Source organism: Stenotrophomonas sp. LMG 10879 (assembly GCF_002750935.1).
Classification (GTDB): domain Bacteria; phylum Pseudomonadota; class Gammaproteobacteria; order Xanthomonadales; family Xanthomonadaceae; genus Stenotrophomonas; species Stenotrophomonas lactitubi_B.
In genome coordinates this window covers 131,497-156,181 of sequence record NZ_PEJT01000007.1, presented here as the reverse complement: position 1 = coordinate 156,181, position 24,685 = coordinate 131,497, and the positions used below count along the sequence as shown (strand labels likewise).

The window sequence follows — 24,685 nt, the reverse complement described above, 5'->3', positions numbered from 1 at the left end:
CCCTGAGCCAGGCGTTCAATGCATTGCCCCTTCTGCCAGCATGCCGATACACGGGTCATCGACTCGCGCGTCTCCGAAGACGGCGCGACGATTCGTCGTCGGCGTGAGTGCGAGGCGTGCAACGAACGCTTCAGTACCCTGGAAACCGTCGAACTGAAGCTGCCGGCCATCGTCAAGAGCGATGGCACCCGCGAAGCCTTCGATGCCCGCAAGGTGCGCGCCGGCTTCGACCGCGCGCTGCAGAAGCGCGCGGTACCGGAAGAGAAGATCGAAGCGGCGGTACGCGCGGTGGTGCATCAGCTGCGTATCAGCGGCGAACGCGAAGTGCCCTCGATCAAGGTCGGCGAGTTCGTCATGAATGAACTGCGCAAGCTCGACCATGTTGGTTATGTGCGTTTCGCCTCGGTGTACCGCAGCTTCGAGGACGTGGCCGATTTCCGCGAGGAGATCGAGAAGCTCGAACGCGACTTGCCGTCGAGCACCGAACAATTGCAGCTGCTGGGTGATGTGATCGCCCTGACCAAGAAGAAGAAGGGCTGACGCCCGTTGCCCTGGTAGATGCCAACCTTGGTTGGCGCTGCGCCGTCATCCACGCATGGCGTGGATCTACTGGACTCTGCCAACCTTGGTTGGCGTCGTGCCGCCATCCACGCATGGCGTGGATCCATACCAACGGCGCTACCATGGAGGCATGAGCACATCGTTCTCCGTCCTCGACCACCTGCACATGGCCAACGCACTGCGTCTGGCCGAGCGTGCCGCCTATACCACCCGCCCCAATCCGATGGTCGGCTGCGTGATCGCCCATGGCGAGCGCGTGGTCGGGCAGGGCTGGCACCAGCGTGCCGGTGGCCCGCATGCCGAAGTGTTCGCCCTGCGCGAGGCCGGCGCCGAAGCGCGTGGTGCCACCGCCTACGTCACCCTGGAACCCTGCGCGCATTACGGCCGCACGCCGCCGTGCGCGTTGGCGCTGATCGACGCCGGCGTGTCGCGTGTTGTGGCCGCGATGCGCGACCCGTTCCCGAAAGTGGATGGCGGTGGTTTCGATCTGCTGCGCGAAGCTGGCATCGAGGTCGCCGAGGGCCTGATGGCCGAGCAGGCGCGAGAACTCAACAAGGGCTTCCTGTCGCGCGTGGAGCGCGGTCGTCCGTGGCTGCGGGTGAAGCTCGCAGCCAGCCTGGATGGCCGTACCGCGATGGCCGACGGCAGCTCGAAGTGGATCACCGGCCCCGCCGCGCGCGAGGATGTGCAGCACTGGCGCGCTCGTGCCGGTGCGATCCTGACCGGTGCCGACACCGTGATCGCCGACGACCCGATGCTGACCGTGCGCCTGGCTGACACCGAAGTGATGCCACCGTTGCGCGTGGTGCTGGATTCGCGCCTGCGTTCGCTGGAATGCAGCCGCGTGCGCGAAGGTGGAGCACCGACGCTGTACCTGCACGATGCGATGATCAGCCCGCCCGACGCAGCCGACGCGGCATTCGCCAGCGTCGCTGTCCGCCACGGCCGCCTTGATCTGGGCGCGGTACTGGCACTCCTCGCCGAACGCGGCATCAACGAAGTGCATACCGAAGCTGGCGCGACGCTGGCCGGTGCACTGCTGCGCGGCGGCTGGGTGGACGAACTGCTGCTGTACCAGGCACCGACCCTGCTCGGCGACAGCGGCCGCCCGCTGCTGGCAGGTCTTGGCATCGACACGATGGACCAGCAGCGCCGCCTGCGCGTGGTCGATCAGCGCCAGGTGGGTGAGGATCTGCGGTTGCTGCTGCGCCCCTGAAAAAGGGACGGAGGGGATTAAGTCGTTTATGCCACAAACGACTCAATCCCCTCCGTCCCTTTTTCAGTTCGGCAGGTGCTCGTTCCACTCGAAGAACGGCAGGAACGCATCCGCCAGTCCGCTCATCAGCGGGGTTGGGTTCTGCACGCGCCAGGCACCACCGTCAGGGTCGCGGTGGAACGACACCGTGATGATCCTTTCCCGGTCCGGTGCCACGGCGATCATCTGCGTATATGCCGTCGCCAGCTCCCTCGCCATCTGCGGCGGGTGCGGTCCATTGAACGGCACGGGATGCTGTCGATACACGGGCAGCAGTGCCGACAGGTCGGGCAGGTGGCAGCGATAGTCGACGTCGGCGCTGTCGGTCTGCGCATGGCGCACGCTGTCGGTGGCGCAATGCACCGAGGCTTGCCGCTTGCGTAGCGCCGCCGCGGCCTTCGGCCAATCAGCCAGTTCGGGCGCCTCGTCCAGATGGCTTGCGCCCGCCAATGCCGCGGCGAAGTCAGCCCCGTTGTCCGTATCGAGATAGCGGGCCAGCGTTGCCTGTGCCGCTGCATCGCCGTGCACGATCACCTGTGCATACAGGTCGAATGCCTGCACGGGCGTCAGCGCAGGTGCCGACGCCAGTGCAGTACCAGGGGCCAGCAGCAGCGCAGCCAGCCCCAGCTGTTTCAGCAGAACCACCTCAGGCGCACTCGTCGGTCCACATCATCTCGGCCATCGGACGCAGCGACTTGCACTCCTGCGTCATCTCCTCGGCCGACATCACCTGCGTCTTCGCCTTCAGCTCTTCGGCCATCGCATCAACACCGCTGATCTGGTCCGGCGCGATCTTTGCCACGCAGCTGCGGTGTTGCTGCAACAGCAGATCGCAGGCCGGCACGCCGGTCACCTTCGGTGCCTTGGCCGCTTCAACGTCCTGCAGCCATTCTTCGAACGGCGCCAGCGCGCCCAGCACCGGGCCCACCAGATCGTCGAAGTTGCTGCTGTACCAGTAGCCCTTGTCCTTCGCGGTGTACAGGGTGAGGGTGCCGGTCACGGCCTTGCGCGGGCCGCTCTGCACGGCCTTGGTATAGGCATCGGTGAAGCGCGCGCGCGGAGCCTTGTCCTCACCCGTCAGGCTGGCGAGGAACAACGGCTGCACATTGCCCAGGTCGGCTAGCTGGCAGCTGAAATCGACCCTGGCGATCTTCTGGTCGTCCACGTACTCGTTGTCTTCCACCGTGCTGCGCGTGGCACGGCACTGCGAGGCCTTCAGCGCCTTGGCGTACATCGCTTCGGCCGCTGCGGGATCGCCCTTCACGCCGGCCACGGCCAACACCGTCTGCCACGGTTCGGCCAGGGCCTGGGCCATCATGCCCGGCACCGGCGTTACCGAGTCCTGGCCGTCGAAGGCCGGCTTCAGCGCGTCGTTGAGCGTGCGCGCGGCAGCGGCATCGTCTTCCAGCAATGCGCGTGCGTACAGATCGAAGGTCTGTTCCGGCGTCAGCTGCGCCGGTGCGGCCGAAGCGAACAACGGGGCGCACAGCAGCGCGGTGGCCAGCAGGCCGCGGATCGGGGTCTTCATGACGGTGTTCCTGTTCCAGAGGGCGGCAAGCCTAGCGCACTTGCCATGGCATTCGATGGTGCGCGACAGCCAAGCATATTGCGCGCGGCGGCCAACAAAAAACGGGCCCCTTGCGGGACCCGTTCGATCACACGACGAGGATCGGGCAATCAGAAGCTGGCGCGCACGCCGGCCGAGTACTGGGTGACGTCGCGATAGCCGGAGATCTCACCGACCAGGCCCCAGGTACGGGTGAAGTTGATCTGGCCACCGAGGGTGCCGACCCAGGTGCCCTTGAACTCGTTGCCGCCGTCCATGTAACCGGCCTTGATCCAGGCTTCGGTCATGCGCGAAGGCTTGCCACGCAGGCCCATGGTGGCACGCACCAGGTTGGTGTGGTCTTTCACGGTGAAGCGGCCGTAGTCCACGTCCTTCACGGTGATCTCCGCCTGCTGGCGGACCCAGGCGATGTCGGCGGTGTAGTCGACGCGGTCGCTGAAGGGCATGTGGTAACCAATGCCCAGCTCCGGCTGGTTCAACTTCAGCTTCATCGAGCCGTAGTCGTAGTCGTACGACTTGCTGCCGTAGTTCCAGCCGCCGAACACGTGCACCTGCTCGGCCAGCGCGATCGAACCGCGCACGTAGCCACCATCGACCTTCGGATCGTTGAACACGTCGTCGTCGGTCTTGACCTGGGTCCAGCCGCCTTCGACGTAGGTGTAGCTCAGGGCATCGGCCGAGGCTGAGAACGGGGCAGCGGCCAGCAGGGCGGCCACGATCAGGATCTTGCGCATGGGAATTCCTGTGAATTTCAGTCCATTGGCGGTCCACCTATGCGGCAGTCCGTGGCGACCTCATGTCGTCCGACCGCCGATTTTAATGAAAGTTTTACGAAATGCGAGCGACGGCCGTCACAGCTGGGGTGCGACGGGGTCGGATCCGTTTCCCCACGGGAAACGGCTCTGACCCTATGGCCCCTGTAGCGAACCGGGGTCAGCGCCCTTTCCTGCAGAAAGGGATCCGACCCCTGGGCATCCGACCCCGTTCAGCCCGGGCTGTTACACTGGGCGGGCCGGTTCGCCGGTACACAAACGTCTTCAGGGCGGGGTGCAATTCCCCACCGGCGGTAGGTGCGCAAGCACGAGCCCGCGAGCGCCCCGGCCTTACCGCCGGGGGTCAGCAGATCCGGTCCAATGCCGGAGCCGACGGTCATAGTCCGGATGAAAGAAGACGGTGCCACAGGGCCTTCGCGGCCCTGCGCCCGCCTGTTTGCCTTGCGGCGTTTTTCGCTCACTTTTCGCGGAGAACGTTACTTGTTTACTGGAATCATCGAAGGCGTCGGCCGTCTGGCCGCTCGCGAATCCATCGGCGGCGATGTCCGCTTTACTTTCACTGTCGGGAATCTGCCGTTCGACAACGTGCAGATGGGCGAGAGCATCGCCATCAACGGCGTCTGCCTCACTGTCATCGCGTTCGACGCCAGCAGCTTCCAGGCCGATGCGTCCACCGAGACCCTGGGCCTGACCACGCTGGGCCAGCTGGCCGAAGGCGCCGTCATCAACCTCGAACGTGCCATGCGCCCGACCGACCGCCTTGGCGGCCATCTGGTCAGCGGCCACGTCGACGGCCTCGGCCAGGTGCTGTCCATCCACGAAGATGCCCGTGCCCAGCGCTGGCGTTTCGCCGCGCCGGCCGCGCTGCGCCGCTACATCGCCAAGAAGGGCTCGATCTGCGTGGACGGCGTCAGCCTCACCGTCAACGAAGTGGATGACGAAGGTTTTGAAGTCGCGCTGATCCCGCACACCGTGGCCAACACCGCGTTCTCCGCCACCGGCGTGGGCAGCGCGATCAATCTTGAAATCGACCTGGTCGCGCGTTATGTGGAGCGCCTGATCAGTGTGCCGACCAACGGTCAGCACCCACAGGGAGATGCCGCATGAACTTCGCTCCGATTCCCGACATCCTGGAAGACATCCGCCTCGGCCGCATGGTCGTCATCGTCGATGACGAAGACCGCGAGAACGAAGGCGACCTGATCATGGCCGCTGAGCTGGTCAAGGCCAGCGACATCAACTTCATGGTTACCCATGGCCGTGGCCTGGTGTGCCTGCCGCTGACCCGCACCCGCGCCGCCGATCTCGGCCTGGCGCCGATGGTGCAGGCCAATACCGCGCAGTTCCAGACCAACTTCACCGTCAGCATCGAAGCGGCTGAAGGCGTGACCACCGGCATTTCCGCCCATGACCGCGCCCACACCATCCGCACCGCGGTGAAGCCCAACGCCAAGCCGGCCGACCTGCACCAGCCGGGCCACATCTTCCCGCTGATCGCCCAGCCCGGTGGCGTGCTGACCCGCGCCGGCCACACCGAAGCCGGCGTCGACCTGGCCATGCTGGCCGGGCTGGAACCGGCCGGCGTGCTGGTGGAGATCCTCAACCCCGACGGCAGCATGGCGCGCCGCCCGGAACTGGAAGTGTTCGCCCGCGAGCACGGTCTGAAGATGGGCTCGATCGCCGATCTGATCGCCTACCGCCTGGCCACCGAAAAGACGGTCGAGCGCGTCGATGAGCGCGAGATCGAGACCGAATTCGGCCCGTTCAAGCTGGTCACCTACCGCGACCGCATCGCCCACGACCTGCATTTCGCCCTGGTCCGTGGCACCCCGGATGCTGACACCCCGACCCTGGTGCGCGTGCAGGTGGAAAATCCGTTGGCCGACCTGCTGCACTGGCGTCGCGACGACTTCGGCGTGGCCGCGACCGATGCACTGCGCGCGATCGATGCCGAAGGCGCCGGCGTGATGGTGGTGCTGCAGGCCCCGCGCGACGGCGAAGGCCTGCTGGCCCGCCTGCGCCAGCAGCCGGCGCCGGTGGTGCCGGGCAAGGACAAGGACGTGAGCCAGTGGCGCCGCAACGGTGCCGGCGCGCAGATCCTGTCCGACCTGGGCCTGGGCAAGCTGCGCGTGCTGGGTACCCCGCGCCGCCAGATCGGCCTGGCCGGGTACGGCCTGGAAGTGGTGGAGACGGTCACCCCGTAAACCCCTTGGCGTGCCGACCAACGGTCGGCACCCACCATCTGCCCTCTGGTGCGTGCCGACCCCGTGCCACCGGTGGGTGCCGACCCCGTGCCACCGGTGGGTGCCGACCCCGTGCCACCGGTGGGTGCCGACCGTTGGTCGGCACGCGCCCAGGCCCCCGCCAACCACGGCCGTGGCCCATCCACGGTAGAATTACCCCTTAATCGAATCCCAAGCCGCATATGAGCCACTACGAAGGCGATCTTCGCACTCCCGAATCGGCGCGCTTCGCCATCCTGGCCAGCCGCTGGAATGCCCGCATCACCGACGTGCTGGTCGCTGGCGCCCGCCAGAGCCTGGCCGGCAACGGCATTGCCGAAGCCAACATCGACGTGATCCGCGTGCCGGGTGCCTGGGAACTGCCGCTGGTGGCCGCGCGCCTGGCCGCCGCCCACGAACACGCCGCCATCCTCACCCTGGGCTGCGTGATCCGCGGCGACACGCGCCACTACGAACACGTGGCCGACCGCTGTGCCGAAGGCCTGATGCGCGTGCAGCTGGACTTCGGCGTGCCGGTGCTGAACGGCGTGCTGGCGGTGGAACGCGTGGAAGACGCCGAGGCCCGCGCAGGCGGCAGCCACGGCAACAAGGGCGAGGAAGTCGCACTCGCCGCATTGGAAATGGTCAACCTTCTGGAGCAGCTGCCATGAACAAGAACACCCAGGGCAAGCCCTCCGGTAAACCCGTCCGCCGCGATGGCATCGATCCGGTGCTGCGCTCGCGCGCGCGCCGTCGTGCCGTGCAGGCCATCTACGCCTGGCAGATCTCCGGCGGCAACGGCCAGTCGCTGATCGCCCAGTTCGCCCACGAGCAGGCCCGCGAAATCGCTGACCTGGCGTACTTCGAAGCGCTGGTGCATGGCGTGCTCGACAACCGTCGCGACATCGACGAAGCCTTCGGCCCGTACCTGGACCGCAGCATCGACGAAGTGGACGCGATCGAACGCGCCGTGCTGCGCCTGGCCGGTTACGAACTGCGTTACCGCCTGGACGTGCCGTACCGCGTGGTCATCAACGAAGCCATCGAATCGGCCAAGCGCTTCGGTTCCGAACATGGCCACACCTACGTCAACGGCGTGCTGGATCGTGCCGCCGTGGAATGGCGCAAGGTCGAATCGGGTCACTGACCCGATTCCTGTAGAGCCGAGCCATGCTCGGCTCACCGTGCAGCGCACGGTTGCGTCCGGCAGTGCGGCGCGTGATCCAACTGCAGCCGAGCATCGCTCGGCTCTACAAGAAAGCAGAACGCCCCCATGTCCCTGGCCGAATTCACCCTCATCGACCGCATCCGCGCCCGCACCGTCGAGCGCGACGACATCGTGCTCGGCATCGGTGACGACGCCGCACTGCTGCAGCCGCGCCCGAATGAACAGCTGGTGGTCACCGCCGACACGCTCAACAGCGGCGTGCATTTCCCGGCCGAAACCCCGGCATTCGACATCGGCTGGAAGACGCTGGCCGTCAACCTGTCCGACCTCGCTGCGATGGGCGCGCGCCCGGCGTGGTGCACGCTGGCGCTGTCACTGCCCGAGGCCAGCGAAGACTGGATCGAGGCGTTCGCCGATGGTTTCTTCGCACTGGCCGACCAGCACGACATCGCCCTGATTGGTGGCGACACCACGCGTGGCCCGCTGTCGCTGTCGGTCACCGCGATGGGGCAGGTGTCACGCGGCCAGGCACTGCGTCGTGATCGCGCACAGATTGGCGATGACATCTGGGTCAGCGGCACCCTCGGCGACGCTGCCGGTGCGCTGCGCCTGTGGCAGCAGGGCGCATTGAACGTGACCGCCGCCACGCTGCTGGCCGACTACGAAACCCTGCGCCTGCGCCTGCTGCGTCCCACCCCGCGCGTCACCCTCGGCCTGCGCCTGCGTGCATTCGCGCATGCCGCCGTGGATATCTCCGATGGGTTGCTGGCCGACCTTGGCCACATCGCGGCACGCAGCGGCGTGCGCGCCGAAGTCGATGCCGATGCGTTGCCGATGTCAGCGGCGCTGCGCGAACTGCTGGGCCGCGATGCTGCACGTGAGTGCGCGCTGCACGGCGGCGACGATTACGAACTGTGCTTCACCGCCGCCGCCGACCAGCGCGACGCGCTGCACTTCGTTGCCGAATCGCTGGATCTGCCGATCACCCGCATCGGCCGCATCATGGAAGGGCAGGGCGTGCATACCGAAGGCCACGACGGCCCGAGTGGTTACGAGCACTTCGCCTGACAGGCGCCGGGCACCAAGGAGTAGATCCACGCCATGCGTGGATGGTGCCCGGAACGGCCCAGCGTAAATGCACTACGCCGCCCGCAGCTGCACATCCACATACACCGCCAGCTCACAGCAGGCCTGCAGCAGCCCTCGGTGCAGGCCGTCGCCGATCTGCGCGTCGCTGTCGGCGGTCATCCGCGCGCGTTCTGCGGCATGCAGGATTTCCAGCAACGTGGTCAGCCCCGAGGCTGCACGATCCGCACGCGCCAGTGCCGTGCATCGGCTTTGCGGTAGCGGCCGTTCCAACCACGACGGTTCGTTGCTGATCTCTGCTTCGCAGGTGCAGCGCAGTCCGCTCGGCAGGGCCGCCACATCGCGTGGCTGGTTCGCGCGAACGGCGCTGAGAGCATCTTCCAGCTTCGGCGCCAGGTCATGCGGCAGGCGTGCGGCATCATCGCCAAGTGCGGCGATCACATTCGGAAACCTGGTTCGGCTCATGTCGATATTCTCCACGAAAGGGCAGCAGTGCCACTGCTGCGGAACCTGCTTGCAGCAATGCAGTGCCGCCGATGCTGCCTGGAGTGATCCCCGGCCCGCACATGCCGATGCAGGCTGCGGTCACAGCTACCGGTAGCGCCGGCAGTACGACGCTGTTGCTGCGTATCAAACATGTGGCCGTGGACCGCGTACGCCCGCATCATGAAGACACCTTCGCATCCAGGTCGCGCGGGGTGCCGTAGTCGTCCAGCCACTGGAACGTCACCGAAGCCGGCATCGTGCTGCCAGCGGGCAGCAACAACGTCTGCTGGGTCCCCGGAGCCAGCATGTCCACCTCGATCTGGCGACCATCCGGCAGCGTCAGTCGGCTCAGCGTCACGTGGTACGCACTCGGGTTGCGCACCTGCAGCGCATCACCATCGGCAGACCACTGCAGCGTGGCCGCTGCGTCGCGTGCATTGCCCGGCAGCCCGGCGGGGCGATGGAACAGCTTCACCCGCGTACGCACTGCGAACTGCAACAGGTTCTTGCCACTGGCATCGCTGGGCTTGGGCGGAATGTCCAGCAGATTGAAATAGAACACCGATTCGCGATCGGTTGGCAGCGGTGCCTCCGACGGGCGCGGTGCATAGGTGACGCGATATGCCTGGCCCTGCTTCGGCTGCAGCAGGCGTGGCTCGGCCGGTGTCAGCCGGAACGGCGTGCGTACGTTCTCCGGGCGCGATTGGCTGTCGCCGTCGTCGATCCAGACCTGGGTCATCGCCGGCAATTCACCCACGTTGCTGGCCTTGACCGTTACGTCGCGGCCCTTGCTGGCGTCGTGCACGATGCGCGTGCCCTGCAGTGTCACCGCAGCCGATGCCGGCAGCGCCACCGACACGGCCAGAAGCGCGCATACCCACGTCATGGCGCGGAGTTTCATGGTCAACCTCATTGAAAGGTGCAGGCCAGCACAGCGTGGTGCTGGCCTGCCGGAAGCGGATTACTTGTAGAGCACCACGAAGTCGCCCGAGGCATTGGCGGTGCCAGCGGTGGCATTGGTAGCCGGCGAGGCGTACCACGCGCTGTAGTCCAGCTGGCCGCTGCCACCGGCGGCGATGGTCACCCACACGGCCGGGTCCTCGCCGATCTTCTGCTGGTTGCCGACGGCGTCATACAACGCCACGCCCACGTTGGTGGCGGTCGAGGCTGCGGTCAGTGCCAGATTGCCGGTGCTGCCGTCGGGCGTGCCGCCGAAGCGCACACCTACGTCCTGCGACGCACCCGAGCCGGAGCAGTCCAGGGCGATGGTGAAGTTCTTCTGGCCGGCGCGGGCACTGGCGTTGACCGAGGCCAGATCGACCTTGCCCATCGGCACGGTGATGGTGCCGCCGGTGGAGCCCACCGAACAGGTGGAGGTCGTCAGTTCACCGGTGATTTCCAGCGATTCGGCGGACACCGAGGGCGCCGCAACGGCGAGGATGGAAAGGGACAGCAGACGGAGCGTCAGGGACATGACAGTTCTCGTTAGTGGAATGAAGACACGCAATGACCGCCCAGGGCAGGCAGCGTGGCCAGTTTCGATGCGTGCCTCCAGCTGCGGAATGAAATTAGTTGCAAAAGCGCGTTGATGTTCGCCAATTGCAATTAATCCCATGGGATGCGGACGTGGCGCTGCATAGACTGCGTCGCCTTGACTGGTTGCCGAAGGAATCGCCGTGTGGACTCCGCCTTCCCTTTCAGCAGGGCTTCGGGTATTGGCTTCAGCAACAATGCTGCTCGGAATCACCGCTGGAACCGCCGCCGCGTGTGTTCGACTCTTGCTCGACGATCGGGTCGATGAGCTTGTCCGGACGGTTCCCAACCTTGATCGGCCCGATCAGCACTTTGCTGGAGGGGGTGCAACGCTCCCAGATTCCTACCAGTGTCCGCCCGGACAGGAGGAGTTCCTGGTGAGCATGAACCTCTCGGGGCTCGCCTATGAGCGTGATATTTCCTACGCTGGGCAGTCAGTTCCCGCTTACAGTCTGGGTCCACGCTCGCCGTTGGTGATCTTCCTGCACGGCGTGCGCGGTTCCAGTGGTTCCGGAGGCTCTCTCTCGTCCATTCCATTGCGCAACGGAATGCTCAACCGGAATCCAGGCACGTCGCTCACCTCGGCATCGACAATCGAGCACTACATACAGCTGCGGATCTTCTTCCGCGGTGGCGCGATGGAGAGCGTGCCTCGCTCATTCCTGGGTACGGTAGAGACATGGCCGGCAAGTAATCCGGCCAATCCATTCCGGCATTCCTTCACGGTGGAGTTCACGGTCCCCCCCGTCACCTGCGCCCTCGCCAACGCTTCCCACACCCTCGACGACGTTGTCGCCAACGAGCTCGCCGCCAGCGGCAGCAACGCGAAGGAATCCAGCTTCGACGTCGCGATGAACTGCCCGATGGACAACATCGACGTGCAGCTGTCGCTGGCCGACGCGAATGGCCCAGGCAGCAGCAACGGCCAGCTCGCACCCGCTCCCGGCGCTACCGCCGGCGGTGTGCAGGTGCAGCTGCTGCGCGGTGGCCAGCCGGTGCAGTTCGGCCAGGCGTGGCCGCACGGCTGGTCCAGCAAGGGCCAGCAGGCCATCCCGTTCAGTGCGCGCTATCTGCGCACGGTCGATCCGCTGGTGCCAGGACTGGTGAAAGGGGAGGCGGTGCTCACCGCCGACTACCGATGACGAACGACGCCGTGGTGCAGGGTACATGCCCGTTGCTTGTACTGTGCAAGTGCCCACAGTGTCGTCGGCTCCGTGGGGCTCGCACATCGAACGAGTTGCAATGCGACGATGTCCGACGCGATCTGCAACTTTTTGGATGGGGAGCATGTGCTGCAGCCTCTAGCCTGCGGTTCCCCTTCCTCATGCCGCTGCTTCGGCACCGGCTATCGTCCTCGATGAAGTCGCCCACCGCGAACCCTGCAGCGCCCCGCCGTGCCACGTTCCCCATCCACTGTCTTGCCCAGGCAATCACCTGCGCCCTGCTGGCCAGCGCACCTGCATTGGCAACGGCAACGCCCGCGGGCGCCATGGAATTCAGCGAAGGCTTCCTGATCGGCGGCGAAGCCATCGACATGGCGCGCTACGCCAACGGCAATCCGTTGCCGGCCGGCGACTACGCGGTGGACGTGCACGTGAACGGCGAGTACTTGCGCAGCCAGGACATCCGTTTCGTCATCGAAGACGATCCGCAGATTGCCGTGGCCTGCCTGTCACCCGTGCTGGTGCGCGGGTTGCCGTTGAAGCCTGCGTTCCTGGAGGCACTGCCGGCCGAGGAAAACACCTGCGTGGATCTGCCAGCGCTGGTGGAGGGCGCCAGCACCACCTTCGACAGCGGCGAACTACAGTTGTCCCTCAGCATTCCGCAAGCGGCGCAAGCCATCGCCGCGCGCGGCTTCGTGGCGCCGGAACTGCGCGACGACGGCATCACCGCTGCCTTCATCGATTACAGCGCCAACCATTACCGCAGCCAGGGCAGAGACAGTAGCTACCTCGGCATGCAGGCGGGCCTGAACCTCGGCGCTTGGCGCCTGCGCCACCGCGCATCGTTCACCCAGGGCAGCCAAGGCAGCCGCCACGACGTCATCAGCAGCCATCTGCAGCGCGACATTCCGCGCTGGAACAGCCAGCTGCTGCTGGGCCAGGGCAACACGGGTGGCGAGCTGTTTGAGAGCGTGCCGTTCACCGGCGTGCGTGTGGCCAGCGACGAACGCATGCTGCCCGACTCGCTGCGTGGCTATGCACCGGTGGTGCAGGGCATCGCCGAAGGCAACGCGGTGGTCACCATCCGCCAGAACGGCAACATCATCCACGAGAGCAACGTGGCGCCCGGTCCGTTCTCCATCGAGGATCTGTACCCCACCAACTTTGGCGGCGACCTGGACGTCAGCGTCACCGAAGCCGATGGCCGCGTGCAGCGCTTCAGCGTCAACTTCTCCGCCGTGCCGCAGGCGTTGCGCGCCGGGTCGTCGCGCTTCGCGGTCACCGCCGGTGAGCTGCGCGACACCGGTAACACGCTGCAGACGCTGCGCTTCACCGAAGGCACCTATGCGCGCGGCGTCAACAATCGGCTCACCGTGCTGGGTGGCGCGCAGCTGGGCGAGGACTATCGCGCGCTGCTCGCCGGTGCCGCGGTCAACACGGCCATCGGTGCGTTCGGTGCCGATGTCACCCACTCGCGCGCCCGCCTGCGCGGTAGCGAGACGGTCACCGGCAACAGCTTCCGCCTGAACTACCAGCGCTACGTGGCCAGCACCGGCACCAACTTCGGCCTGGCCGCGTACCGCTACAGTACGCGCGGGTTCCTCAGCCTCAACGACGTGGCACGTGCGCAGAACGACGACTGGGGTTACGGCCAGCGCGCCCGCCAGCGCTACCAGGTGAACTTCTCGCAGAAGGTGGGGCAGCGCAGCAACCTGTATCTCAGCGGCGGCCACGTGGCGTACTGGGACAGTGCCCGACGCCGCAACGATTTCCAGCTGGGCTTCCAGAGCACGCTGGGGCGGGTCAACTATGGCGTGTCCGCCCTGCGCTATCGGTTGGGCGATGGGCGCCAGGACACCCGCTACGCGTTCACCCTCAGCGTGCCGCTGGGCCGCAGTGCCAACGCGCCGCGTGCCAGCACCCAGCTCAGCCAGGCCGACAGTGGGCGGCAGTCGCAGCTGGGCATCAGCGGCAGCCTGGGTGAGTCACGTGCGCTCAGCTACAGCCTGTCCGGTGCACAGGGCAACGGACAGAGCAGCCACAGTGCCTATGCCGCCTGGCAGGGCAGCGGTGGCAATCTCAATGCCGGCTACAGCCGCAGCGGCGACTACCGCAGCCTGTCGCTGGGTGCTTCCGGCAGCGTGGTGTTGCATGGCGGTGGTCTCAACCTGGGCGCACCGGTGGGCGAGGGCTTCGCGCTGGTGCAGGCGCCGGGTGCGCAGGGGGCACGCATCGGCAGCAGTACCGACCTGCGCGTGGCGCGCAACGGCTATGCGCTGCTGCCGCACATCAGCCCCTATCGCTGGAACACCATTGACCTGGACCCCTCGGGCCTGCCGATCGAGGTGGAGCTGCTGCAGACCTCACAGCGCGTGGCGCCCACCGCCGGTGGCATCGTGCGCGTGCCGTTCCAGGTGCGCCGCGAGCGCACGCTGTTCATCGACGCCACCGACGCGCTGGGCCAGCCGCTGCCGTTTGCGGCCGTGGTGCAGACCGAAGACGGCACGCCGGCCGGCGCAGTGGGGCAGGGCGGGGTGATCCAGCTGCGGGGTGCACAGGACAGTGGCGCGTTGATCGTCGACCCCGATGGCAAGCGACGCTGCCGCATCGACTACCGCATGCCCGATGCGCCGGACGCCTACGGGCTGTCGTGGAGCCAGGCCGTGTGCGTGCCGCAGCCGCAGCCGCCGGAGAGCCTGCAGGTGGGCGCGCCAGAAGCGGCCGAGCGCACCGCTCCGTGATTCCCGTTTTCCCTTTCATCGCTCACAGGAGTTTCCGCATGTCCCGTTCCTTCCTTCAGCTGGCAACTGCCGCTGCGCTGTGCATGGGCGCTTCGACCGCATTCGCCGACCAGGCCACACTCACCATCACCGGCCGTGTGCTGCCGGGCACCTGTACGTTGGCGGCTCCGGCCATCGCACTCGATCCGATCAAGGCCGATGAGCTGGTGCAGGGCGACAACAAGCTCAAAGCCGGCAGCCTGGACTTCACCGGCTGCGTGGGCGTGGGCAAGGCCACGCTGTCTTTCGCAGGTACTGCGGCCGATAGCGACGCCGAACGCTGGAAGAACACCGCTGCCGCCGATCCGGCCGATGGTGTTTCGGTCGCGTTGCTGGCCGGTGCTTCAGGCAGTACCTATCTGAAGAACGGTGACACCGGCATCGAGGTCGTGGTGAGTGGTGCGACGGCCAGTTACCCGCTGCGGGCCGGCTACTACCTGCCGGCCGTGGCGGGGGTGAGCGCAGGTGCGGTGCAGACTGAAATCGTGGTGACGGCGGATTACGAGTGATAGCGCATGTGGATGCCCATCGTGTGCAACCGCGTGGCGGCCACCGCTGTTTGACAAGAATGATCTCGGCGGTAGTGGGGGTGATGGCCGTTGCAGGAATGGCGCAGGCCTGCACCGCCACGGTGCAGGCGCCGATCATCGTTGACCGTGACAGGCCGGGCTACTCCGACACCATCCGCATGATCTGGGACGAAGGCACGAATGTGTCCTTCAATGGATGTCCCAACACAGCCCCGCTCGAATTGACGGTAGACCTGCAAGGAGCGGATCTGCGCTGGGTCATGGATTTCGATTTCACCGCCTGGCCGGTGGAGGGACGCTTGCCTCTCTACGAGACCGGCCCAAACTCGGCGTTGATAGGGTTTGGATTCTTCGGAGATACCCTCCGCCCTTTGCGCCTTGGTCCAAACGCCATCCATTTTGGGGCTGGCCCAAGAAATGCGGTTCCAATGCTGTTCGTACTCAGCCGGGGCAGCAGGATGGAGGATTTCCAGACCAACGTATCAATGCAGTTGAGTGCGCCGCTGTTCCCGTCGCTGGTGGGTGCCGTGCCGATCAGCATCGATATGCGTTTCCCGCCGACGACCTGCCGCATGCAGGATGTTTCGGAAGTGCTGCAGGATGTGTCGATCGCCGAACTGCGTGATCCTGGCGACACCGCGCGGGAGAAGTCGGTGTCGCTCTTGATGGACTGCGGTGTTGTGATTCCGCGCGCGGATATCGTACTGACGGATACGCATGACTCCAGCAATGCCGGAAGTGTGCTCACCCCGACGTCGGATTCCACAGCGAAGGGTGTGGCTGTGCAGCTGTTGAGCGGTGGAAGCGAGGTCCAGTTGGGTAGGCCCTGGTTCTTCAACCCCGGTGGAGGTGGCGTGCATACGTTCGACTACACGGCGCGATACATTCGGCTGGCGGACGACTTGAAGCCTGGGTTGATCAAAGGCGAGGCTGTATTGAACGTGGACTACTGGTAATGGAACGCGCCTGATCTGCGGCTGCAGCGTCGAGCCGCATGCTCGTCTGCATACATGGCTCGCCGGCATTCCAAAAGCCATGATGAATAGCAGCCGAGCATGGCTCGGCGTTACACGGCTTCCCGCAACTGCACATCCACATACTCGGCCAGCCCACGGCAGGCCAGCAGCAACCCCTCGCGCACGTCATCGCCCACCTGCTGATCCTCATCGCCATCCACGCGCACGCGCTCGATGGCGTGCAGCAGTTCCAGCAGCAGTGTCAGCCCGGCATTGGCGCGGTCGAGGCGGGCCATCGCGATGCCATGACCCTGATTGCGGGCTTTCCAGGGCCAAGGTCGCCCGTCGGCGGCTTCCACGTGGCGAATGCGCTGCAGGCAGCCGAGCAGGGTGATGCCTTCGTCAGCGTGGGCGCCCATCGTGCTGCCCAAGGTGGTTTCCAGTGCTTTTGCCAGGTCATCCGGCAGGCGTTCGACGGCATCGCCGAGGGTGGCGAAGAGGTAGGGATAGAGCGAAGAAGTCATGGCGGCGTCCTTGAGTGCGAAGCAAGGGGCCGCCCTCGCACTGGGCGAGGGCGGCGGACGGTGCGTGGTTGCAATACCGGTGGCGACTCTGCGAAACGCCGGCGGGCACGAGGCCCCCACGCACCGCCCGCCATAGGGCACGGACGGATTGCCTGCCGACGCCGCCCAACAAGGAAGGGGCGACGCCGACAGGCAAGCGTAAACAACAGAGTTGCCAAACGGGATTGCAAGCCCGTGCCACCCGTTGTCGGTGGCGCATCATGATGTGCACGGAAGCGCTGTGATACCAATCAGACAAGTTTCAAATTCAAAATTGTTTCAATCTGGATGTACACGCAGCGAGGCCATGCAGAGTGAGGCGATTGCGTCAGCATTCGCGCAGCGTCCTTAACTCCTATCAGGCAGAAGGGGCATTCAGTGCTCGATGGTCGCATCGGCATCGCGCAGCGTGCCAAAGGCTCTCAACTCAACAGCCCGGCGCAGGTCCATAGAGGTTGTCGCCTTCCTGGCCAGGGCGAAGCATTTGAAGCAGTACAAAGGCGGGTCCGAGTGCAGGGATCATCAACGTAAGGCACATCCACCCAGATTGCCCGAGATCCCGAAATCTGCGTGCGACAAGCGCGTAGAACGGGACGAGGCTGAGAACGATGTAGCCAAACCAAACGTATGCAAGCAGGTCGTTCAATCGCATGCCTTCTCCCAAGGGCGCAGGCGGAAGTCGGCGGGAGGTGTATGCGGCGATAGCGATGATCGACACGCTAACCATGACCTGAAGAAGGAAGAAGAGCCAGAACTCGCGTCGTGATGATCGCCCTTTGAAACGGGCGAAAAGACGGAAGGGACGTAGTGCAAGACTGATCATATTGAGATTGGATGATGGGCCGGTCGCCGAGCGTATCGAGCCTGTCTGGTGTGTGCGATACAACAAGTTGCAAGTTGACCCGTCTTCAGTACTTCGCGTCGGCTGACGAATCGGATCTAGCGACTGGTGGGGTCGCTTGTCGTAAGCTCGATTTTCTCTGACTTGGCAAAGGCGTCTTGGGCGTCACTCAGCTTCTGTAGATCTGCATCCATGCGCTCGATGGCGGGTTCCAAACGAGCAAGAATCGATGCGGATTGTTCAGTGGTGTAGCCTTCTGGAAGCTCTGCCATGGTCACCATGATCGAGAACATGTCTTCGACGCTATGCAGTGATGTGAGCAGATGCTGGTGCAGATCAGCTGCCTCGGAGCGATGTGTCATGCGTTCTGCAGCTGTGCGCCTCTCGACGACGTCCTTGTGTGCATTCTGCAGTCGAAAGCGAAACTTGGAGAGGTCATCCCCGTTATCAATTGCTTCATGGAACTCCTCCGCCCATGGGCCGTCTTTCCACGTGTTCACCGTGCCGACCGTGCTGTTCCACTTCGCTACGTTTTCCTCCAGATAGCGGTCATTTGGATAAATGTAGCCGCGCGTATGTGGGCGGGCATCGCATGCCGTAAGAAGGCCAATGGATAGGAGCAGGAGTAGGCTGATCGCGCATTTCATGTGAGGTACCAATGGCTAGGGAAGATGGCTGAAGCCTGGCGTGGTCAGATGGACAAAAGGGTGCTGTGATGCACGACTCTGCGCTCCGGCATCCAGTGGGCCGGGAGTCTATGAGCGAAGACGTGCGGCGCTCAAGGTCAACAGCGACAGCGGGTTGTTGTCGCGGTTGAATCGTGGGCATTCCAGGAGGCGGGCAAAGAGTTATGGCCTCTTTCACGCGTCGGGGAGGATCGCTACGGGCGAAACGTTGACGTCGTGGGATCATTAAGGAAAGCATGGCTCGCCGTCGGCAGAAGATTGCCTGAGGGCCTTTCAATCCAAGTCCGGTGATGAGATACAAGAACGGCGCCGGATTGCTCCGGCGCCGTTTTCGTTTCATTACCAGGTGTACGCCACCGACAGGTTGGCAGTCGCTTCGCGATAACCATGATCGCCGCGCATCACGCCGAAGCCACCCCAGGCACTCAGGCCCGAACGGAAATCCACGCGTGCACCGGCATTCAGCTCGTAGCGGTTGCGCGGCACGCTGGCCTTCAACGCTTCATCGTCAAAGGCCATGCCGTTGCTGGCGCCATCGCTGTACCAGTTGGCCACCACGTAGGGGCTGACCGAGGCGCCGGCAGCGCTGTGGCCATCACCCTGCAGGCGCAGGCCAACACGGCCAGACAGACCACTGTCGCCCAGGCTGCGCACCACGGTGCCGTTGCCTTCTTCGTGGCGATCGGTATTGGCGTCGGTGTAGACCAGCTGCAGCTCCGGCTGCAGGCTCAGCGCGGTGCTGCCGATTACACCAATGCCGATGCGGTAACCGGCTTCCAGCGACGACTGCCACAGATCCGAGTCGTAGCGCTCTACAGCCAGGCCTTCGCCCTGTACACGGTTGCGGAACTGGCCACGCTGCACGCTGGCATCCACATACAACGCATCGCTGTTCCAGTTGCCGTACACGCCCAGTGCGCCGCCTTCCACCTTGCCGCGCGCGCTGTAGCCGGTCAGCTGTGAACGCGAAGTTGCACTGGACTGCGCGACGGTACCCATCACGCCCACGCGGCCCTGTCCGTTGTCGAACACACCCACGTCCGCACCCAGCTGCAGGCGCGAGCGGTCCACGCGCAGGTCCAACTGGTCATCCACTGCACCCAGCTTGCTCTGCGTAGCGTCAACACGGGCCCAGCCACGGACGCCATCGGCCGCAGCGGCGCCGCCCTGGCGGTCACGCCAGCCATGACGCAGCAGCTGGTCCATGGCGAACTGGTTGGCCAGGTAGGCGCCCGCTTCTGGACGCAGCACCGGGATCGGGGTGATCGGATCGATCGGGTCGATCGGATCGACGATCGGCTTGCACTGCGGCAGGGTTGGGTCGGCCAGGCACGGGTCCGGCGTGGTCGCCAGTTCCGAACGCAGGTACCAGCCGCCGTTGGTCGCATCCTTGAACAGGAAGTACTCGTACTGGCCGCCAACCGCGCGACCCTGCAGGTCGAACTGCGCGTTGGATGCACCGCCCACGCGGATCAGTTCGATGCCCTTGTCGGTCTTCGCGCCAGACCCGCCTGCGTTGTGCACGCGCACGTTGGCCTGGCCGTTGGCATCGCCGGCGATGATCAGCTTGTCGGTGGCCGAGTTGTCATCGCCCAGCACAGTGTTGAAGGCCAGCGTGCCGCCATTGCCGGTGAAGGTATCCACGCTGAGGGTGTTGAAGCGGCTGCCATCGCCCAGCGCCACGGTACCGGTGCTGCCCAGGGTGAGGTGGCCGACGTTGCTGTCGCCGGTCATCAGCCAGGCGCTATCGGTGTCGATGGTGGCGCTGGTGACGTTGATGAAACGGCCATCGATCTGTGCGCTGTTGCGCAGGGCAACATCCAACGTACCGTTGGTCACCGTAGTTGGGTCGAAGCTGACGTTGCCGATCAGGCGCGAATCATCGACCGTGAAGTCCACGTCTGTACGCCCGTTGGACGCAACGCCAGCTGCACTGACCAATAGCAGGTTGCCATCACCTGCAATCAGGTGGCTGCCATTGAGCGCGGCAATGTCGTAGGTGTTGTCGAACCTGGGCATCACCCAGATGGCGGCACCTCGACCGGACTGCAGGGTGGAATTGTTGACATGCAGGCGCAGCAGACCGTCGCCATTTCGCTCGCCCCACAGCACGGCGCCCGCGTTGGCGGCAGTGACATGGGAGCCGTTGACGATGTCCATCTGGCCCACCAACAGACGCACCCCGAGCCCGCTGAGGTGGGGGCGAGCGGGCGCAGCGACATCGTCCACGTAGATGGAGGTGTTGTCGACCAAGGCATAAGGGGTGTCTCTCGTACTGATGTCGATTCCCTGAGACAGACCGATTCCCACCGATGCTTGAGCGCCCGCATCCAACTCTGCGGCCGTCACGCGAATGACGCTGTTCTTGAGGGTAAGCGAGGTGCTGCCGCCTCTCAGCACCACTTCACCGTTGATCCTGGACGCATTGGCGTCGAGCGAGGATTGTTCCCACAGCTGGATGGCGGCGGTCTGGTTGCCAGAGCGGGTTACCTGCGCATTGTCCAGAAAGACCTGCGAGGTGTCGTCCGCCTGAATCTGTTCGGTCTGGCCACCGTTGACGCTCAGGCGTGAACCATTAATCAATCGCCACGCCTCGATCGCATCGCCGGCGACGACTTCCGCGGTCTGACCATCAAGATCGCCCGCCATCACAGTGGCTGCGGGCAGGGTTGCCAGCGCGACCAGCAGGCTGCGGAGGAGGGGGCGCACGGTGGGCCCGCAGGTTGAACGGGTATCGGCGGCGAGCTTCATGGATGAATCCTTGTGTCAGGGAGGGAGACACGCGCCACCACAACGGCCCAAGCGTATTCAGGTCAGGAGCCGTATAGCCCCCGTTGCCGTGAAAATCCCGTGAGGATAGGGACTTAAAGCGATAGCACGTGTCTTTGTTGGCCGCAGTGTCACCGCCAACGCGCAGCCATCCCATGCAAAAAGTTGCAAAGCGTGCTCAACACCCGGCATCGCTTCAGGTGTCGTCCAGCACTGCGACATTTCGCCGCAGTTGCCTTGCAATGTATTCGATGGTGACAGCGAGGGTGAGGCTCCAGCATGGCGGCGCCTTACACGGAGCCTCCCCTTGCAGAACACCATTCCCCGCCGTCGCGCCTTGGCCGTTGCGCTCGCGATCGCTGTACTCACCAGTCTTCCCGCGACCGCGCAACAGGTCGTGGCCGATGGTGATGAGCAGTTTCCGCCTGCTGGCGATTACCGCACCACGTTGCCGGTAGTGCCGGGCGATCCGTCCGGTCATGCGTTCTACGCCATCAATGGCGGTCGTATTGCTCCTGCTGGACAGGTGAATCTGTCAACTGAGGGGCGTGGGGCGCACGCCGCTCATGCTGAGGGTGCTGGCAGCACCATCACGCTGCAGGGGGGAAGTGTGCTGGTAAACGGGGAGTCGGCGGCGGGGCTGTCTGCGGCGGCCGGCGCCACGGTGCACGCGGTCGGTACCCAGATCGACGCGACCGGACGCAGCGCGCGCGGGATTCTGCTCAACGACGCCAGCGCAGTACTGGATCGTGTGGGCATCCGTTCCAGTGGCGATGGCATCCACATGAACGGCGGCGCGCTGCAGATGCGGGACAGCCATGTGCAGCTGAGCGGACAAGGTCAGCACGGCGTCTATGTCAACGGCGGAATCGCGCGGATACAGGGTAGCCAGATCGAACTGGATGGCGCTGCACATCGCGGTGCATTGGCCACCGGTGGTGCGCAGCTGGACGTTGTGTCATCGCGCATCTCGGGTACTGGATACACCCTTACCGGCGCAACCGCGCACATCGGCGCGTCGCTGCAGTTGAACGATGTGGACATCGAACTGGAGGGGGACGCCGGCACGGGTGTTTCCCTGGGGGGCAGAGTCGACATCAGCAACAGCCGCATCACGGTCATTGGAGATCACGGACGCGCCGTGGAAGCCTCGCGGGGCGAGTTGAACATCGACAACTCGCGCTTGGCCGCCACCCAAGGCATCCGCGTGATGAATGGTGGCGTGGTGAATCTGCGCGACAGCGAAGTGCACGCGGAGTATCACGCACTGGATCTCAATGGCACTGGCAACCAGGGTGTGGTCGCCAACAGCTCGCTCAGTACCCGCAACGGCACCACGATCTGGATTCCCGGCAGCAGCACGCTGCACCTGAGCAATTCGCATGTGGAAGCCAGTGGAGATCGGGGGTTGGCCGTGGATGTTCGCGGAGGAGAGGTGCAGATACAGCACAGCACGCTGCGGACGCATGGGCAGAGCGCGCACGGCATCTATGCCGATGGCAACAACCGGTCGCGTCCGAAGCTGCAGGTGGAGGCGAGCGAGATCTCAACGGTGGGCAATGGCTCCAGTGGTGTGATCGCGCGCCTCGGTGGAAGCGCGCACCTGGTCGACAGTGCGGTCAGCACCACGGGAGTCAATGCGTACGGCGTGCTGGCCGGCGGCACCGGAGAGGTCACGCTCATCAACACCCATGTACGTACCGAAGGTAAGGGTGCATGGGCGGCAGTGATCAACGACAACGGCCACATGACCATCAACGGCGGCTCGCTGGTCAGCGCCGAGCATGGTGGCGTGTGGCTGCGCAGCAGCCGTGACCCGGGCCTGACCTTGCGCAACGGCGCGGTGGTATCGGGCGGCAATGGCATTGGCCTCGCATTGGATGCTGCCGTAGCCGGGCGCTTCGATGTGGCGCTGGAAGGACGTTCGCAGCTGTTCGGCGACATCGTCATCACCCCCGAGGACGAGGACGCCGGACTGGTGCCGCAGTCGGACGTGCATGTGCGGTTGGCCGACAGCGCCCTGTGGGCAGGTACGTCCACTCTGGTGCAGACCCTGGCGCTGGAAGGTGGCAGCCAGTGGACGTTGACCGGCGACGCCACTGTCGGTGAACTGCAGGCGCGCGACAGTGTGGTGACGTTGTCCGATGGCAGTGGCCGCTTCAATACGCTGACCGTGGACGGCGACCTGCACAGCGAAGGTGCGGCGTTCGTGTTCCAGGGCGCACTGGCCGGCGATGATTCGGCCATCGACCACCTGCATGTGCGGGGCGATACCTCCGGTTATGCCTTGATTGCGGTGAACAACATTGGCGGTGTGGGCGCGCCCACCGTGGATGGCATCCCGCTCATCGAGGTGGACGGTGCATCGCTGGCAAGCTACACCCTGACCGGGCGCGCGGTGGGTGGTGCGTACGAGTACTTCCTGTACCAGGGCGGCATGACCGACCCGACCGATGGAAACTGGTACCTGCGCTCGCAGTGGTTCGATGTCTGCGAGGACGACCCGGCGGCGCCGGGCTGCGCGGTCAATCCGGGGCCGGGCCCAGACCCGGGCGAAGGTGGGGAAGGCGGCGAAGGCGGCGAAGGTGGGGAGGGCATCGATCCGGTCGATCCGATCCGGCCGCCGCCGGTGCTGCGCCCGGAGGCCGGAGCTTATCTGGCCAACCAGTCGGCGGCGGTGAACATGTTCGCCCATCGCCTGGGCGATCGGATTGGTGCACCGAGCAGTGGCGACGGGCGGAATGCCTGGGCGCGCGTGGGCCGCCAGCAGGCTGACTTCAGCGCGGTGGGCGGCCAGTTGAGCGTGGAAGGCTCGACGTCGGTGCTGCAGATCGGCAGTGACCTGCTGCGTCGCGGTGACGTGGTGTTCGGTGTGATGCTGGGCAATGGCCGCGCCGACAGCAGCGTGGTTTCGCAGCTGACCGGCTATGGTGCCAAGGGCCGCGTGCGCGGCAGTGCCGTGGGCGTGTACGGCACCTGGCTGCAGAGCGGCGGCGGGGATGAGGGGGCGTACGTGGATGCCAACGTGCAGGTCGGACGTTTCGACAACCGCGTGCACGGCGTCGGGCTGGAGCGCGAGAACTACGACGCGCGCATGACCAGTGCCTCGCTGGAAAGTGGCTATACCTTCAACGCGTGGCAGGGTGCATCGTCAGCGCTGTACCTGCAGCCGCAGTTGCAGCTGTCCTACGTGGATTTCCGGGCCGACCGCCATGTGGAAGGCAACGGTACGGTGGTCGATGGCAGTGAGGCAGGCGGCCTGGACGGCCGGGTGGGCGTGCGCGCATTCGGCCGAAGCACGGTGGCCGGTAACGTGGTGCAGCTCTATCTGGGCGTGAACTGGCTGCGCAGCAGCGGTACCGGCACGTTGCAGTTCAACGGTGACACGCTGGGTGCGGATGTGCCGCGCAACCGCTATGAAGTGCAGGCCGGTGCCGAGTTGAAGCTGGGCCAGCGCTGGGGCGTGTGGGCTGGCATGACCGTGCAGCGCGGTGACCATGGTTACCGCAACGTGGGTGGCCAGGTGGGCATGCGCATGGCCTGGTAAGCGGCGAATGCCGGGGTCGGATCCCAGTGCGCAGGCAATGGGCTCCGACCCCAACCGTTCCGGCGGGCGGACCTCTGTAGAGCCGAGCCCATGCTCGGCTCACCGCGCGAAGCGCGGCGTTCTTCGTGATCTGACCGGAGAGCGGCCGAGCGTGGGCTCGGCGCTACACATGACGGGGTCAGAGCCCATCGCCGTTGCG

At 65.2% G+C, this 24,685-nt stretch carries 22 protein-coding genes and 1 riboswitch; of the genes, 12 read left to right on the top strand and 10 right to left on the bottom strand.

Annotated elements, in window-relative coordinates; all coding sequences use genetic code 11:
• Positions 1-18 precede the first annotated feature (18 nt).
• Both nrdR and ribD read left to right on the top strand, forming a co-directional pair.
• The gene (nrdR, locus tag CR919_RS12805; RefSeq protein WP_025876654.1) at positions 19-540 is read left to right on the top strand and encodes a transcriptional regulator NrdR; all 522 of its coding nucleotides are present in this window, start codon (positions 19-21) and stop codon (positions 538-540) included.
• A gap of 151 nt (positions 541-691) precedes the next feature.
• Positions 692-1,777, top strand: coding sequence for a bifunctional diaminohydroxyphosphoribosylaminopyrimidine deaminase/5-amino-6-(5-phosphoribosylamino)uracil reductase RibD (gene ribD / locus CR919_RS12800; protein WP_099820326.1), 1,086 nt, complete (start codon positions 692-694; stop codon positions 1,775-1,777).
• Between the two features lie 63 nt (positions 1,778-1,840).
• On the opposite strand, the gene CR919_RS12795 is transcribed toward ribD, so the two are convergent.
• The 3 genes from CR919_RS12795 to CR919_RS12785 form a co-directional block, all read right to left on the bottom strand.
• On the bottom strand, positions 1,841-2,461 hold the full coding sequence (locus CR919_RS12795) for a hypothetical protein (protein ID WP_099820325.1): 621 nt from the start codon (positions 2,459-2,461) through the stop codon (positions 1,841-1,843).
• A 1-nt stretch (position 2,462) separates the two neighbouring features.
• Positions 2,463-3,344: a hypothetical protein gene (locus CR919_RS12790; protein ID WP_099820324.1), complete on the bottom strand. Its 882-nt coding sequence runs from the start codon at positions 3,342-3,344 to the stop codon at positions 2,463-2,465.
• A 149-nt stretch (positions 3,345-3,493) separates the two neighbouring features.
• Positions 3,494-4,117: an outer membrane beta-barrel protein gene (locus CR919_RS12785; RefSeq protein ID WP_099820323.1), complete on the bottom strand. Its 624-nt coding sequence runs from the start codon at positions 4,115-4,117 to the stop codon at positions 3,494-3,496.
• A 295-nt stretch (positions 4,118-4,412) separates the two neighbouring features.
• A riboswitch (FMN riboswitch) is annotated at positions 4,413-4,559 on the top strand.
• Positions 4,560-4,636: 77 nt separating this feature from the next.
• Between CR919_RS12785 and CR919_RS12780 the strand changes: the two genes are divergently transcribed.
• From CR919_RS12780 to thiL, 5 genes are all read left to right on the top strand, one after another.
• Positions 4,637-5,263, top strand: a complete 627-nt coding sequence (locus CR919_RS12780) for a riboflavin synthase (protein WP_099820322.1) — start codon at positions 4,637-4,639, stop codon at positions 5,261-5,263.
• Positions 5,260-6,360, top strand: coding sequence for a 3,4-dihydroxy-2-butanone-4-phosphate synthase (gene ribB, locus CR919_RS12775; RefSeq protein ID WP_099820321.1), 1,101 nt, complete (start codon positions 5,260-5,262; stop codon positions 6,358-6,360). The genes CR919_RS12780 and ribB overlap by 4 nt, the downstream gene beginning before the upstream one ends.
• Positions 6,361-6,581: 221 nt before the next feature.
• Positions 6,582-7,049: a 6,7-dimethyl-8-ribityllumazine synthase gene (gene ribH, locus CR919_RS12770; protein ID WP_025876639.1), complete on the top strand. Its 468-nt coding sequence runs from the start codon at positions 6,582-6,584 to the stop codon at positions 7,047-7,049.
• Entirely contained in the window at positions 7,046-7,525 is a 480-nt protein-coding gene (gene nusB, locus CR919_RS12765; protein WP_049469504.1) for a transcription antitermination factor NusB, read from the top strand. Before ribH ends, nusB begins: the two co-directional genes overlap by 4 nt.
• 126 nt (positions 7,526-7,651) lie before the next feature.
• Positions 7,652-8,614, top strand: coding sequence for a thiamine-phosphate kinase (gene thiL / locus CR919_RS12760; protein WP_099820320.1), 963 nt, complete (start codon positions 7,652-7,654; stop codon positions 8,612-8,614).
• A 72-nt stretch (positions 8,615-8,686) separates the two neighbouring features.
• Here thiL and CR919_RS12755 read toward each other — a convergent pair whose 3' ends face one another.
• From CR919_RS12755 to CR919_RS12745, 3 genes are all read right to left on the bottom strand, one after another.
• Complete coding sequence (locus CR919_RS12755) at positions 8,687-9,097, bottom strand: hypothetical protein (RefSeq protein WP_133119613.1); 411 nt, start codon at positions 9,095-9,097, stop codon at positions 8,687-8,689.
• Between the two features lie 199 nt (positions 9,098-9,296).
• On the bottom strand, positions 9,297-10,019 hold the full coding sequence (locus CR919_RS12750; RefSeq protein ID WP_099820318.1) for a fimbria/pilus periplasmic chaperone: 723 nt from the start codon (positions 10,017-10,019) through the stop codon (positions 9,297-9,299).
• Between the two features lie 60 nt (positions 10,020-10,079).
• Positions 10,080-10,592, bottom strand: a complete 513-nt coding sequence (locus CR919_RS12745; RefSeq protein WP_099820317.1) for a fimbrial protein — start codon at positions 10,590-10,592, stop codon at positions 10,080-10,082.
• 442 nt (positions 10,593-11,034) lie between these two features.
• Here CR919_RS12745 and CR919_RS12740 point away from each other — a divergent pair, with 442 nt between their 5' ends.
• From CR919_RS12740 to CR919_RS21340, 4 genes are all read left to right on the top strand, one after another.
• Positions 11,035-11,793: a fimbrial protein gene (locus CR919_RS12740; RefSeq protein ID WP_243380152.1), complete on the top strand. Its 759-nt coding sequence runs from the start codon at positions 11,035-11,037 to the stop codon at positions 11,791-11,793.
• Positions 11,794-12,140: 347 nt separating this feature from the next.
• Positions 12,141-14,555, top strand: a complete 2,415-nt coding sequence (locus CR919_RS12735; protein ID WP_099820316.1) for a fimbria/pilus outer membrane usher protein — start codon at positions 12,141-12,143, stop codon at positions 14,553-14,555.
• 38 nt (positions 14,556-14,593) lie between these two features.
• On the top strand, positions 14,594-15,103 hold the full coding sequence (locus tag CR919_RS12730) for a fimbrial protein (RefSeq protein WP_243380136.1): 510 nt from the start codon (positions 14,594-14,596) through the stop codon (positions 15,101-15,103).
• Between the two features lie 59 nt (positions 15,104-15,162).
• The gene (locus tag CR919_RS21340) at positions 15,163-16,080 is read left to right on the top strand and encodes a fimbrial protein (protein WP_243380133.1); all 918 of its coding nucleotides are present in this window, start codon (positions 15,163-15,165) and stop codon (positions 16,078-16,080) included.
• Between the two features lie 110 nt (positions 16,081-16,190).
• Here the strand turns inward: CR919_RS21340 and CR919_RS12720 are convergent, their stop codons facing one another.
• The 4 genes from CR919_RS12720 to CR919_RS21335 form a co-directional block, all read right to left on the bottom strand.
• Positions 16,191-16,604 carry a hypothetical protein gene (locus CR919_RS12720; protein ID WP_099820315.1) on the bottom strand — a complete coding sequence of 138 codons (414 nt, stop codon included), beginning with the start codon at positions 16,602-16,604 and terminating at the stop codon, positions 16,191-16,193.
• A 978-nt stretch (positions 16,605-17,582) separates the two neighbouring features.
• Positions 17,583-18,131 carry a hypothetical protein gene (locus tag CR919_RS12705; protein WP_099820312.1) on the bottom strand — a complete coding sequence of 183 codons (549 nt, stop codon included), beginning with the start codon at positions 18,129-18,131 and terminating at the stop codon, positions 17,583-17,585.
• Positions 18,132-18,509: 378 nt separating this feature from the next.
• Complete coding sequence (locus tag CR919_RS12700; protein WP_099820311.1) at positions 18,510-20,921, bottom strand: autotransporter outer membrane beta-barrel domain-containing protein; 2,412 nt, start codon at positions 20,919-20,921, stop codon at positions 18,510-18,512.
• 214 nt (positions 20,922-21,135) lie between these two features.
• The gene (locus tag CR919_RS21335) at positions 21,136-21,420 is read right to left on the bottom strand and encodes a hypothetical protein (RefSeq protein WP_243380131.1); all 285 of its coding nucleotides are present in this window, start codon (positions 21,418-21,420) and stop codon (positions 21,136-21,138) included.
• 129 nt (positions 21,421-21,549) lie between these two features.
• Between CR919_RS21335 and CR919_RS12695 the strand changes: the two genes are divergently transcribed.
• Positions 21,550-24,486: an autotransporter outer membrane beta-barrel domain-containing protein gene (locus CR919_RS12695; RefSeq protein ID WP_243380129.1), complete on the top strand. Its 2,937-nt coding sequence runs from the start codon at positions 21,550-21,552 to the stop codon at positions 24,484-24,486.
• The last annotated feature ends 199 nt before the right edge of the window (positions 24,487-24,685 follow it).